Source organism: Clostridium sp. CM028 (assembly GCF_030585565.1).
In the GTDB taxonomy this organism is placed as follows: domain Bacteria; phylum Bacillota; class Clostridia; order Clostridiales; family Clostridiaceae; genus Clostridium_AD; species Clostridium_AD estertheticum_B.
The window spans coordinates 3074018-3087630 of the sequence record NZ_CP077766.1; the positions used below are offsets into that span (position 1 = coordinate 3074018).

The 13613-nt window shown below is 30.1% G+C and carries 15 protein-coding genes; 9 read left to right on the forward strand and 6 right to left on the reverse strand.

Going from position 1 to position 13613, the window contains the following annotated elements; all coding sequences use genetic code 11:
* Window positions 1–73: 73 nt before the first annotated feature.
* Together KTC94_RS14445 and KTC94_RS14450 are read right to left on the reverse strand one after the other, a co-directional pair.
* Window positions 74–994 (reverse strand): DUF5685 family protein, encoded by a 921-nt coding sequence (locus tag KTC94_RS14445; RefSeq protein WP_216301871.1) that lies wholly within the window; start codon window positions 992–994, stop codon window positions 74–76.
* The gene (locus KTC94_RS14450) at window positions 994–1542 is read right to left on the reverse strand and encodes a class IV adenylate cyclase (RefSeq protein WP_216301872.1); all 549 of its coding nucleotides are present in this window, start codon (window positions 1540–1542) and stop codon (window positions 994–996) included. Before KTC94_RS14450 ends, KTC94_RS14445 begins: the two co-directional genes overlap by 1 nt.
* 343 nt (window positions 1543–1885) lie before the next feature.
* Between KTC94_RS14450 and KTC94_RS14455 the strand changes: the two genes are divergently transcribed.
* Window positions 1886–2923 (forward strand): nucleoid-associated protein, encoded by a 1038-nt coding sequence (locus tag KTC94_RS14455; protein WP_216301873.1) that lies wholly within the window; start codon window positions 1886–1888, stop codon window positions 2921–2923.
* A 189-nt stretch (window positions 2924–3112) separates the two neighbouring features.
* Here the strand turns inward: KTC94_RS14455 and KTC94_RS14460 are convergent, their stop codons facing one another.
* The 3 genes from KTC94_RS14460 to KTC94_RS14470 all read right to left on the reverse strand — a co-directional run bounded on the left by KTC94_RS14460 (window position 3113) and on the right by KTC94_RS14470 (window position 5264).
* Window positions 3113–4060, reverse strand: a complete 948-nt coding sequence (locus KTC94_RS14460) for a ketose-bisphosphate aldolase (protein WP_165413650.1) — start codon at window positions 4058–4060, stop codon at window positions 3113–3115.
* A 137-nt stretch (window positions 4061–4197) separates the two neighbouring features.
* Window positions 4198–4578 carry a DUF4363 family protein gene (locus tag KTC94_RS14465; protein WP_165413649.1) on the reverse strand — a complete coding sequence of 127 codons (381 nt, stop codon included), beginning with the start codon at window positions 4576–4578 and terminating at the stop codon, window positions 4198–4200.
* On the reverse strand, window positions 4575–5264 hold the full coding sequence (locus tag KTC94_RS14470; RefSeq protein WP_216301874.1) for a DUF421 domain-containing protein: 690 nt from the start codon (window positions 5262–5264) through the stop codon (window positions 4575–4577). The genes KTC94_RS14465 and KTC94_RS14470 overlap by 4 nt, the downstream gene beginning before the upstream one ends.
* A 126-nt stretch (window positions 5265–5390) precedes the next feature.
* On the opposite strand from KTC94_RS14470, the gene KTC94_RS14475 reads away from it, so the two are divergent.
* The 5 genes from KTC94_RS14475 (at window position 5391) to KTC94_RS14495 (ending at window position 10455) form a co-directional block, all read left to right on the forward strand.
* Complete coding sequence (locus KTC94_RS14475) at window positions 5391–7049, forward strand: nucleoside kinase (protein WP_220319576.1); 1659 nt, start codon at window positions 5391–5393, stop codon at window positions 7047–7049.
* 60 nt (window positions 7050–7109) lie between these two features.
* The gene (sdaAB, locus tag KTC94_RS14480) at window positions 7110–7787 is read left to right on the forward strand and encodes an L-serine ammonia-lyase, iron-sulfur-dependent subunit beta (RefSeq protein ID WP_165412671.1); all 678 of its coding nucleotides are present in this window, start codon (window positions 7110–7112) and stop codon (window positions 7785–7787) included.
* Between the two features lie 20 nt (window positions 7788–7807).
* The gene (gene sdaAA, locus KTC94_RS14485) at window positions 7808–8698 is read left to right on the forward strand and encodes an L-serine ammonia-lyase, iron-sulfur-dependent, subunit alpha (protein ID WP_216301876.1); all 891 of its coding nucleotides are present in this window, start codon (window positions 7808–7810) and stop codon (window positions 8696–8698) included.
* Window positions 8699–8970: 272 nt separating this feature from the next.
* Entirely contained in the window at window positions 8971–10017 is a 1047-nt protein-coding gene (gene cax / locus KTC94_RS14490) for a calcium/proton exchanger (protein ID WP_165412673.1), read from the forward strand.
* A gap of 108 nt (window positions 10018–10125) precedes the next feature.
* Window positions 10126–10455, forward strand: coding sequence for a hypothetical protein (locus KTC94_RS14495; RefSeq protein ID WP_216301877.1), 330 nt, complete (start codon window positions 10126–10128; stop codon window positions 10453–10455).
* A 144-nt stretch (window positions 10456–10599) separates the two neighbouring features.
* Here the strand turns inward: KTC94_RS14495 and pssA are convergent, their stop codons facing one another.
* Window positions 10600–11112, reverse strand: a complete 513-nt coding sequence (pssA, locus tag KTC94_RS14500) for a CDP-diacylglycerol--serine O-phosphatidyltransferase (protein WP_216301878.1) — start codon at window positions 11110–11112, stop codon at window positions 10600–10602.
* Between the two features lie 231 nt (window positions 11113–11343).
* Between pssA and KTC94_RS14505 the strand changes: the two genes are divergently transcribed.
* The 3 genes from KTC94_RS14505 (at window position 11344) to KTC94_RS14515 (ending at window position 13560) form a co-directional block, all read left to right on the forward strand.
* A complete protein-coding gene (locus tag KTC94_RS14505) occupies window positions 11344–11772 on the forward strand; it encodes a CBS domain-containing protein (RefSeq protein ID WP_216301879.1) in 429 nt (142 codons plus the stop codon).
* A 184-nt stretch (window positions 11773–11956) separates the two neighbouring features.
* Complete coding sequence (locus tag KTC94_RS14510; RefSeq protein ID WP_220319577.1) at window positions 11957–12844, forward strand: YegS/Rv2252/BmrU family lipid kinase; 888 nt, start codon at window positions 11957–11959, stop codon at window positions 12842–12844.
* 65 nt (window positions 12845–12909) lie between these two features.
* Window positions 12910–13560, forward strand: coding sequence for a hypothetical protein (locus KTC94_RS14515; protein WP_220319578.1), 651 nt, complete (start codon window positions 12910–12912; stop codon window positions 13558–13560).
* The last annotated feature ends 53 nt before the right edge of the window (window positions 13561–13613 follow it).

Consider the following 13613-nt stretch of genomic DNA (forward strand, 5'->3'; position numbering starts at 1 on the left):
ATCATCACCTGCGGTGATGTAATATTAACGACTTCAGAAGGAGATTTATACCCCCACTGAAGTTTTCTACTTGTTAGGGTATGTTACTCCCACTTATAGAAGTGGGAGACTTTCCTTCTGAAATGTCGTTAAAAACCTTATCCATTTTTTCCATGAGTCCGAGTTCTAGTATATTACATAATATGGCTTCATTTTTTATTAAAGGTAATCTATTTAGATAGTTTAAACATTGCTGCGCGCAGGTAGATAATAAAAAATCAATTCGGGGTGCTATCGATATACTAAAACTTTTAAAATCTAATTTATCAGTATTAAACAATGAATTTATAGCATTAAAAGAATCACTTTTTATATCCTTTTCTAAATCATCATAAGCATCTATAATATATATCCATTTACCTAAATTATACCCAAGCCAATATAAATCATCCTTAAAGGAAGCAGTCTTATAATAAAATGATATTATAAAGCCTGTAAGGTCAGCAAAAACATGAGAAAGCTCATCTATAGATAGCTGCTCATCAATGCATAGATCCTTATGGTCCGCTTCGAGGGTATTTAGTAATAAAAGCTTTTCTTTTGTATAATTCATTACATCATTATATGCTATATCTGATTTTGATAAATAGTTTTTTAAAAACATTGAAAAAACTTTACTTTTCATTGTTTTATTATCGTAAACATCATCCATTATCTTATAATAGGCTAAAGTAATGTTACAAAAGGCGGCATAATCTATTGCCTGGTTATTATTAATCATAATCCTTTTTTTTAGTGGATGCATAATACATTTGAATTTAATAAAATTGTATTTATTCTCTGAAAGTGCATCCAAAAGTACTGCCAAGAAAGTCATATCATAATTTAAAGTAAGCCTTGGTAGGTTTCCAAAATTATTTTTAATAGAGTTACATAGGCCACAATAATAAGCTTTGAATTTCTCGTAGTCTTTTATCTTCATTTCCATTTTACATGGAGTTACATATCCAAACATTATAGTTCCTTTGATGATTTTTTTGATTTTAATATTTCATAAATGCTTTTAGCCGTTGTATCCTCTAATCGGTAACCGAGCAAAGTCACAACTTCCTCAATTTCGAATTCATCCTCGCTTTCAATTTCTATGTAAGGAAAAGGACAGAATGTCTTCTCATTTATATCTATTTCAATAAGAGTATTTTTGTATTTATAGCTTTCTCTATATTTTTTAATAGATTGTATAAGCTCTAGACCTAAGGATTCGAATATACCCTTGGCAGCAGCTGCATCTTTAATTTCTGATTCGTGTTCATCCATAATTTTATACTTTTCTTGGCTTATGAGTTTTTTCGTGGTTATGTAATGAACTGTGGAATTTGTTAGTTCATCATGCACTGTTCGTATTCTTGCATAGCCTTTGCCGTTTAGTAACCTTTTATCCGAGAAATCATAAATATTATTTATTTGATTTTCTTGTTTTACTTTTATAGCATTTATGTTTAATAGTTTTTTGCGGATTTCTTGTACATCAATATCTATAATTCTAAGTTCTATTTCTCTCAAAGTAGTTCCTCCTTGTCACTCTTAGGAACATAACAGTTATTAATTGTTATGCTTCTATTTTTATACATCTAATCATTAATTCTTTATTATACCATTAATTGTGATTATATCATAACTTAAGTAAAGTAACATTAATATTGCTTTAAAATTACAAATTCCAATACAGGAAAATAGGTAGTCACAATAATAGTCTGTTAAGAACTAAGGATAATAGCAATATATGACTTTGTTATAAGTGACGATACATAGTATAATAATTGGGCACGTTTAAATAAATGGACTAGCATTATTGACTTGTTATTTGTTTAAATGCGCCTTAGATAAATATTAAGGTGGTGTTTTTTTGGAGTATATAAAAGAAGTTAATATAAATGAGGCTATTATTCATGTTTTAGATAACAATGCAGATGAACCTATCTTGAATGAATATGCATTAGACTTAGATGAAGAAAAATATAACTATTTACTGAAACATATCCAGAAGTGCTTAAAGGATGAAGAATTAAAGTATGGAGTCTTTAATTCCGATCGAAATATAGTAAAAGATTTATCACAAGAATACTTGAATGGTGAGAATAATTTACTGGCGGTATCTAAGGACCTAGCAAGGCAGATGTTTATTTTAATGAGATCTATTGGGAACGTTCCTTCCTGTGATTTGGTAATAGTATCTTTTACCACAGAGTTTGGACCAATGCTTGGGATATTTAAAATGGATTATATTAAAAACTATGTGCACACTATCGAATTTGTGGATAATAAATTAGGCATTGATATAGTATCGCAGGTTACAGGATTACCTGGTAGTTCTCAAAGAATACAGAAATGTACGTTTTTAAAACCAATTAGAGATGAAAATAATTTTGATTTAATGGTTATCGATAAAAAAAGCAAGAATAAAGAAGATGAGGAATATGGCTCAAACTACTTTATAAGTGATTTCTTAGGTTGCACAATTATTGATAATGAAAGAGATGTTACTAAAAACTTCGTGAAGGCAGCTGAAAAATTCACGCAAAACAACTTTGCAGAAAATGCAGATGAAGCAGAAGTTGTTAGAAGTACTATAAAAAGAAAGCTTAGAGAAGAAGATAATATTGATCTTAAAGAATTGTCTGAGGAAATGTTTTCTGAAAATAATGATACTAAAGAAAAATTTGTTGAATTTATAACAGAACAAGGAGTTTCAGAAAATATTAGTCTTGATAAAGAGTGGATAGACAAAAAGCTAAAAAGAGTAAGACTAAAAATTGATAAAGATATAGATTTATACGTAAATGAAGAAACATATCATGATAATAGTCGCTTTGAAATACAAAGAAATGGTGATGGCACAATTAATATGGTTATTAAACATGTAAGCAATTATGTTGAAAAATAGATAAGAAAAAAGTATATATTACGCGTATTGCAATACGATTAATGCATTATACGTAATATATACTTTTTTCTGCGCATGAAAGCATTATAGTTTCCTATATAATAAAAAATAAAACAAAAATACCCACAGTAGAATATACTGTGGGTATTTTTGTTTTAACAATTTAGATTTAAATGAATTTAATCTAATTTATTTTAAAGAATTAGAAGAACCTAAAACGTTAGTGATTTTGCTTTCAACTAATTTAGTTATGTTAGTTCTTGCTTCGCCTAAATATTTTCTAGGATCTATTTCGCCAAGATTTTTTGTAAGTACTTTTCTTATTGAACCAGTCATAGCAAGTCTTAAATCAGTATCCATATTTATTTTACAAACAGCCATAGACGCTGCTTTTCTAAGCATATCTAGTGGAATTCCTTTTGCGCCTTTCATTTCGCCACCAAATTCATTGATCATAGTAACGTAATCTTGATCAACTGCAGATGCTCCGTGAAGAACTATTGGAAAATTGTGCTTTCCAGCTTCTTCTAATTTTTCTGTGATTTTTGCTAATCTTTCAAAATCAAGTTTAGCTTCGCCTTTGAATTTATATGCACCGTGGCTTGTTCCTATAGCTACAGCTAAAGAATCAATACCAGTTCTTGTTACATAATCTACAGCTTGTTCTGGATCAGTATAAGTTGCGTCTGCTGCGGAAACATTAACATCATCTTCAATTCCAGCAAGCTTTCCAAGTTCTGCTTCAACTACAACACCTTTAGAATGAGCATATTCAACTACTTCTTTAGTTGTTCTTACATTTTCTTCATAATCAAGATGAGAACCATCATACATTACTGAAGTAAATCCAGAAGCTATTGCAAGTTTACATTGTGCTAAATCTGAACCGTGATCTAAATGAAGAGCAATGTCAAGACCAGTGTCTTCTACAGCTGCCTCTACCATTTTTCTAAGGTAAGTAGGTCTAGCATATTTCATAGCGCCGCCTGATACTTGAAGTATAACAGCTGACTTGTGAGTAGCACAAGCATCGACAACTCCTTGAATTATTTCCATATTATTGATGTTGAAAGCTCCAATAGCGTAATTGCCTTCTAAAGCTTTTTTAAACATATTAGTAGTAGTAACTAAAGCCATGTTAATTCCACCTTTCAAATTTTGTAATAGGGACATATATTGTCCCTGCGGGACTTTTATGATATGTTATAATTATAAGCTATAATTGGACTATTTTCTACCCCTTTACTATAAATTGTACCCATAAATTTAAAAAATCAAAAAATATTGCTTATAGATACTTTTTCATGAGACATTATATGATCTATAAGATATTTCATACTATGTACAGTGGCTAAACATTCAGACTTATCTTTCATTTTTATATATTGAGTTAATTTTAAAAGCTCGTTGTCCATATGATCTGTATCTTCATGATGTATATATATAGTTAAAAATTTAGAAGCTTTTTTCCAATCAGCTACATAATCTAGTGATAAATTGTATGCATCTTCGTAGTTCTCTTTAAGTATATAGCTTTCTAAGGAAGAATTCAAATTTTGTAAATGGGCGCAATTATAATTTATAAGATTAATAGATACAAATATGCCTATAATCATTGTAAAAAATAAGCCGAAGGCTACAATAACATTTTTCATATTTTCTTATCTTTCCCTTCTTTAAGTTGATAATAGAACTTATTTTTAGAGTCAATCATTCCTATGAAAACATCTTTAGCACATAAAATATTATTTTTTCTTAATATATTGTTTAACCAAGTTATGTCTTTTTTTAAAAGATTTAAATTTTTATAATTTATATTGCCATCCATAATTAAAGGTATAGGCAAAGACTCTTGAGCTATGGATATATTTAAATCATCCTTAGTTGCATTAGAAATACTAGTTTTAGGCAATATGGATAGCTCACCGCTAGTCTCCAAAATAGCATATTGGATATCGGATAAATTAAAATACCCTTTTAATCTAAGTTCTTCGAATAAATCATTAATATTAAATCTTTGACATCTGAGCTCTGCAATATCAATTTTGCCGTTTTTTATTAATATGCTCGGAGTACCTGTTAAAATTTTTCTAGCCTTTTCGCTTTTGAGTTCAATATAGGAAGTGGCTATTTGGAGAAATAACAAAGTGAATATTGGTATAACTGCATGTATAATTGGTATTCTTATATCTTCCATGGGGAAGGTTGCAAGATTAGAAATCATCAATGCAATCACAAGTTCGAAAGGTTCAAGCTCACCTATTTGTTTTTTACCCATCATCCTCATAATAAATATTACTGTAAAGTATAAGACAAAAGTTCTGATTACTAAAATAAGCATTGTAACACCTCTTTAACATATGATGTATATGTTTCCTTTAAACTCAAAAATTATAAGGGGGAAAGGATACATTTTTTAAAAACTAAAGTATAATAGTAATAACTACTAAAAATAGGGGATGATTGTATGCGTAGTTTCAATATAGGACTTAAGGATGGTAGAAACATTATAGTTCCAGAGGGAACTATATTAAATGATATTATTAAAAAAAATAATTTAGTAAGCGATTTTCCAGTAGTTTTAGGTAAAATCAACAATAAATTTTATGAGCTAGGAAGTACTATCGCGCATGGGGGTGATTTTGAACTCGTAGATATTACAAGTAGAATCGGAACGATGGCGTACGTTAGGACCCTTCAATTTGTACTAATAAAAGCAATTTCTGAATTATTCCCTGAAGCTAAAATTTCTATCGAACATTCTTTAAGTAAGGGATTATTTGGTGAGATTCATAAGACTCTTGCACTAGATATTGATGACATATATGATATAAAAAGCAGAATGAGCGAAATAATAAAAGCAGATATTCCTATAAGAAAGATAGCATTTTCAAAAGAGAGGGCAGTGGAAATTTTTACGCAGTATGATATGCAAGATAAAGTTAAGCTTTTAAAATATGTAACAGGAAAAGAGATAAAGCTTTATGAACTAGATGGGAGATATGATTATTTCTATGGCCCTATGGCTTATTCAACAGGAATATTAAAAATATTTGATTTAATGTACTATGAGCCGGGGTTTATATTAAGATATCCAACAAATGATGAACCAGATAGAATCCCTAAATTTTATAAACACGAAAAACTAGCTAAAGTATTTTATGAAGCAGCGCAATGGGGAGAAATACTAAGTGTTGGAAGTGTTGGTGCACTAAACAATGAAGTGGTAAATGGCGATATTGTTAATTTAATTAGAGTAGCAGAAGCACTTCATGAAAAGAAAATTGCATATATTGCGGATATGATTTATAAGCGGGAAAAGGTGAAATTGGTTCTTATTGCTGGACCGTCCTCATCAGGGAAAACTACTTTTTCAAAAAGATTAGGGATTCAATTGAGGGTAAATGGCTTAATACCAATATTTATTTCATTAGATGATTATTTTATTAATAGGGAAATCACTCCAAGAGATGAAAGTGGAGAATATGATTTTGAATCTATATATGCTTTAGATTTAGAACTTATAAATAAGGATTTAAAATTATTACTGGAAGGCAAAGAGACTGAAGTACCAAGTTTTAATTTTAAAACAGGGAAAAGGGAATGGCATGGTAATAAGATTAAAATGCCCGAAAATGGAGTTATGATTGTAGAAGGAATACATGGATTAAATGAGATTTTAACTTCATCTATATCTAAGGATAGTAAATTTAAAATATATATAAGTCCTTTAACACAGCTTAATTTAGATGATCACAACAGGATTTCTACAACAGACGTAAGAATGACAAGGAGAATAGTTAGAGATTATTTATCAAGAGGATACGGCGTTGAAGATACACTGAAAATGTGGCCTTCTATAAAACGTGGAGAGGAAAAAAATATTTTTGTATTTCAAGAGCAGGCAGATGCAATGTTTAATTCTAGCGTAGTATATGAGCTTTGTGTGCTTAAGAAATTTGCATTAGCCGAACTTAATAAAGTTGGGGAAGAAAGTCCAGTATATTATGAGGCAAGTAGATTAAGAAGCTTTCTTAATTTTTTTAAAGATGTAGATAAAGATTTAGTACCAGATAATTCAATAATAAGAGAATTTACTGGCGGAAGTTGCTTTTATAAATACTAAAGCACCTGGAAATAAAATAATCACGTTATACTGTGCAGATGCTTACAAGGAGGGAAACAAATGAAAAACTATAGTGTTTTTGACATATTGGGTCCAATTATGGTAGGGCCATCAAGTTCACATACAGCGGGGGCTGCAAGGCTTGGTAAAATTGCCGCTATAATTTCAGGGAAAAATATAATATCAGTAAAATTTGTTTTACATGGTTCTTTTGCTAAAACGTATAAAGGCCACGGAACGGATAGAGCATTAGTAGCAGGGATTTTAGGGATGGATCCTTGGGATGATAGACTTAAAGACTCATTAGCTATAGCTAAAAATCAAGGGCTCCAAATAGAGTTTGCTGAGGACGATTTGGGAGATGTTCATCCTAATACAGTAAAGTTTATTATAACAAAAAAAAATGAGAAAATAGTTGAAGTTGTTGGGTCGTCTGTTGGAGGAGGAAATATTTCGATATTTGAAGTTGATGGTCAACCAGTTAAATTTACAGGTAACTATCCAACAATTATAATTAGCCATAAAGATATTCCAGGGATGATTTCAAAAGTAAGTACCTTGTTATATGATGGAAATGTTAACATAGCATTTATGAATGTGTATAGAAATAGTAGAGGGCTAAAAGCAGCCATGGTGTTTGAGACAGATACCATAGTAACTGAAAACGTATTAAGTAAGATTAAGTCTATGGAGGATATTTACAGTATAAGAGAAATATCACCAGTGCAACGGTCGTAATACAGCGAGGAGGAAATAATATGTTTGTAAACAAAGGGATAGAACTTTTAAGTGTATGTGAAGAGAAAAATATACCAATTTCGGAATATACAATAAGGTGTGAACAAGAAGAAAGTGGATTTACGCGTAGTGAAATTGTTGAAAAGATGAGGAAAAATCTAAATATAATGAGAGAAGCTGCGGAATATGGGCTTACAAATGAAACTAGATCTATAAGTGGATTAATAGGTGGGGATGCAATTAGACTGAATAGGTATGCGCAGGGGGGAAATACACTGACAGGTGAATTTATGATAAAAGCAATGGCGAGAGCTCTTTCTTGCTCAGAAGTGAATGCAGCCATGGGAAAAATAGTCGCTGCGCCGACAGCGGGGTCTTGTGGAATACTTCCTGCAGTAATTATTACAGCAGGAGAGAAGTTAAATAAAACTGAAGATGAGCTAATTAATGCGTTATTCACAGCTTCTGGAGTAGGAATTATAATAGCTAAAAATGCTACAATGTCAGGAGCTGAAGGTGGATGTCAGGCTGAATGTGGTTCTGCCGCTGCCATGGGCGCAGCAGCTGTAGTGGAAATGATGGGTGGTACTCCCGCTATGGCACTAAATGCAGCTGCTATTGTTATAAAAAACATATTAGGACTAGTATGCGACCCTGTCGCAGGGTTGGTTGAGGTGCCGTGTGCTAAACGAAATATAGCTGGTGCAGTAAGTGCTTTGACTACTGCAGATTTGGCTATGAGTGGGGTTACAAGTCGAATACCTTTTGATGATACAGTAATTGCCATGTATAAGGTGGGAAAACAATTACCTTGTGAATTAAGAGAAACAGCTATGGGCGGGCTTGCAACTACTCCTACAGGACTTGAACTTGCAAAAAAAATATTATTAAAACAAGGTTCGCTTAAATAAATATATTGTTGGAAGTTAAGAGAGGGATATCCTAAACGGGGTGTCCCTCTTTTTTGTATATCACATCACTTAGTAAAGTAACCTTTAAAATCATAATGAATAGAATAATAAAGGAGATAACTAATTAAAGGGAGGGATAGAAATGCAGTGGTACGATACAGATGAAAATGAAGTGTATAACACATACAGAAATATTAGTGAAGATATTTTTGAGGGGATTGATGAAGAATACGTAAATGAAAGTGCAAAATAATGATAGTTTGGTGTTGTGAATGAAAAAAACCTATATTTTTATAATCGGTGTAATTGCATTAATGTTTATAAGCACTTCTTCAAGTTTAATAAATACAATAATATATTCTATAGCTATAGTTCCGTTAGCTATTCTACTAGGAGATCAAACCACTAGCATTTCAGATTATATAGGGCAAAAAAAAGGGGGGCTTTTAGCTGCTACAGTAGGCAATGTTCCAGAGCTGATGATGGGAATATGGTCAATAAAGTATGGAATGATACCTATGGTTCAAGCTTCTTTAATTGGGTCAATTGTAAACAATATGCTTTTGGGTCTTGGAATTGCGGTAGTGTTTGGAGGATTTAAGTTCAGGCAGCAGAATTTCAATAGGATAATAGCACGAACAAATTTCAATATGTTACTATTGGCCTTGTCCTCCATGGTAGTTATAGCAACATTAAATAGATACTCTGTAGTTAAGGACTCGGTACTTATATCCATAAGTGTGAAAGTTGCTTTTTTACTGATAGGTATTTATATCTTAGGACTAATATTCTCATTGTATACTCATAACAATTTGTTTGTTGTAAGCGTGGATAAAGAAGAAAAAAAAGTTGTCGTGAATAAAAAAGTTATTGAAAGTGTAATGATTTTAATTTGTATATCTGTATTACTTTATTTTATAAGTGATAAGCTAATTTATAATATTAGAGAGTTTACTAAAAACTATAATATATCCCAAGAGTTCATAGGAATAATTTTAATTCCACTTTTGGGGAATATAGGAGAAAATGTTTCTACAATAATGTGTGCAATGCAAAATAAGGTAGATATGAGCTTAGAAACAGCTATAGGATCAAGCATCCAAATTTCACTTTTTGTTACCCCTGTGCTTGTAATATTTTCTTGTTTTATGGGGTTAAATATGACACTTCTATTTCCAACCTTTCACATAATAATGTGTAGTATAGCTGTAGGTATGTCTTTTTTAGTCTTTCAAGATGGGAAAACCTATTGGCTAGAAGGAAGTATTTTAATTACTACCTATATCATAATTACTTTAGCATATTATTATATTGTCTAGGTAAATTCAGATAAATAACAAGTCACACCTTTGACTTGTTATTTATTTTAATGCACCTAAGCATAAATAGTTATATATAATAATATAATTAAACTAAAAGGTGATTATTTGGCACATAGAAGAGTAATTCAGAATTATTACGATGATGTAAATAATTTAGCAGATATTTTAACTAAACTAGTTAGTTCTTATAGGCTATTAATAGGTGGAGCAGATGAATTAAATAAAATTGCACTATCTAAAAAAAGTGAGGTTAAGGATGCATTAAAAAGAGCTGATAATTTGGGGGATATTATAGACGAAACAATAAAGGTGCTAGACGATGCGGGTTATAGTTATATGTCTTATTGCAAAATTAAGACCGAGGTTATGAACTGCAAGATTCAAACAGAGTATATAGAAACAGAGATTGACGAGGAGCTAAGGTTAAAAGATTAATTATCTCCTGCGGAGCTATTAAGCATCTCCTGCGGAGCTATTAAGCATCTCCTGCGGAGCTATTAAGCATCTCCTGTTATAAAATTGTGGACTTTCCTTCTGAGATGAGATGTCGTTAAAAAAGTGTGAGAAATATTATATTTCTTACACTTTTTTTATTTGAAATTTACTTACCATAAGATAAGAGAGTATAAATATTATAATAATAGTAAGAGGGAAATTGTGTGGAGAATTTAAAGTCACGAAAGCATAGAGTGCTAAAAGCATTCCAGAAATAGTAATAGGGATACCAGTATAAACATTATTAAATTTAGAGTTATTATATCGTGCTAGTCTATATGCACCAGCTACAGGGAAAACTAAAAAACAAATATAACCCAAATAGCCTAAGGAAATGAAATTATATAAATTATATATAAGCAAAGAAGGTGCAACGCCAAAAGATACTAGATCAGCTAATGAATCCAATTCTTTTCCTAAAGCGCTAGATACTTGTAAAAAGCGTGCTACTTGGCCATCATATCTATCCATAAAACCAGCTAATAATATAAAAATTACAGATAATTTGTAATTAGCTTGAAAAGTCATTAGCAAGGATAATAAACCAAAAATTAAATTTCCAAAAGTAAGAATATTAGGTATAGAGGATTTCTTCACTAAATATCACTCCTAAAATAATAAAATTTCACTAATATATTAATATAAAATCATACTTTAAATTATACATCATATTATAGAAACATTTAAGTATGAAAATCATAAATTTTATTATTTGGTGGTCAAGGAAAAATATAATAAAAAAATATTAATATTAACATTTATTTATGGTTAAAATAAAAATATTAGTAATTTTATCTAACATAAAAAATTAAGAAGGAGGAATATAAAATGAAAGTTTCTGAAATAATGACTAAAGACGTTTTAAGTTTATCTGTAGATGATACTGCAAAGCATGCAGCCGAGCTTATGAAAGAACATAATATAGGATCAATTCCTGTAAAAACAAAGGAGAAAGTGATTGGTATTGTAACGGATAGGGATATAATACTTAGATGCGTGGCAGAAGGGAAGGATGTAAAAACGCAAAAAGTTCGAGATATTATGACTTCTAACCCAGTAGTAGGAGATCAAAATATGAATGTGGATGATGCTATTAGGATTATGAGTGAAAGGCAAATAAGAAGGCTACCAATAACGGCAAAGGATCAATTAGTTGGGATGGTTTCGCTAGGGGATGTGGCATTAGAACCAAAGCTTCATGAAGAGGCTAGGGACGTACTCAGTGATATTTCTATCCCATGCACACAGAATATTTAATGAGAATGTTAAAAAATAAATAAAAAATGTAATTTATTAGCGCAATTATATGTTAAATTACTATTGACTTTTATTTTATTAACTAAAAATCCACAGGAAAGGTAAATCTTGTGGATTCATTTTTAAAGAGGTATAATGTTTATAAATAACATATTAAATTTAAACGGAAATAGGGGAGAATGTAATGAACAAGGTAAAATTTATTTATAATCCATATTCTGGAGAAAATACTATAGCATCAGATTTAGATAAGATAATAATGATTCATCAAAAATATAAGCACACGATAGTGCCATATAGAATATGCAATGAAAATCCTATATCAGATGCTTTTTTTGATATAGACAAAAATTACAAATACATTTTAATAGCAGGTGGAGATGGAACTTTAGATACTGTAGTAAATGAGATGAAAAAAAAGAATATTGATTTACCTATAGCAATTCTTCCCGCAGGTACTGCAAATGATTTTGCAAATTATATAGGAATGCCTCAAGATGTTGAAAAGGCATGCAATCAAATATTAACAAGCGATGCAAAAAAAATAGATATAGGGAAAATAAATGATAAATATTTTCTGAATGTAGCGAGTGCAGGTTTATTTACAGATATATCACAAAAAATGGATATGGATCTAAAAAACACTATAGGAAAACTTGCATATTATATAAAAGGAATTGAACAGTTACCTAATTTTAGAAAACTAAAAATAAAAGTTAGTTCAGATGAAGTTTCTTTTGATGGAAATATGTATTTAATGTTAGTGTTCAATGGACAAACTGCAGGAAATTTAAAATTTGCATATAAAGCTAAGGTGGACGATGGACTTTTAGATGTAATTATAATAAAGGCTGGAAACATGAAGAATATCTTAAATATTTTTATTAAAATGATTCGAAATGAGCATTTAGAAAATATAGAAGGAATTGTTTATTTTAAAACTGATAGATTAGAAATAGAATGCTTCGAAGGTATTGGTACAGATATAGATGGAGAAAGAGGACCCGATTTCCCACTCCTTATAGAATGTGAAAAAGGTGGAATATCTATATTAGGTACTAAAATAAAGTAAATTAAGCATAATATCAAACATAAATTAATAAATATTAATAGTAGCAATTTTAGGAGAGTATATGAATGAGTATATATTTTTTACTGCTGTTGATAGTGTTTTTTTTATTGTATGAAGGTATAATTTCTAGTTTGATTTATGCACCTAAAAAAATTAAAATAATTAGTCTTATTGCTTTAATTTTAATGACGTTTAGATACATAGCTTTAATAATCCTTTCCGTTATAAAAAATCAAAATTATTTATATTTATTAAAACCTTTGGTATTCACAAATTTACTTAGCATACCAATATGTGGCGTTATTTCAGTGTTTATATTTGCAAGAAACAATAAAATTAAACTTAAAAAGATTTTATTTATCTGCTTAATGTTGTCTGTAGTATACTGCATTATGATATATAAATCTGCTTCAGATATTAATGTATCAATCCTTTGTGGATACATTATAGAATTACAACTAGAAGGTTATTGTTATATTGGACTACTTATAATAAATTCAGTTTTTATTATTAAAGGTATAGAACTTTTTAACAAAACATATTCTAATAAACTAGGATCAGCAATAATAATAATATCTTCTATTGTTACAATTATTTCAGTAATTCTAACTTCAATAAATGGAAATCTCCCATGGTTATTGCTAGGCGATATTTCTTGGATTATAACCATAGATTATGGATTAATAAAGTTTAAAAAGAAAAGGCAAAATGGTTAATGTTATAGCACCACAGGTGAAAATTTTAAAAGCATATATGACTACAAAAAAAT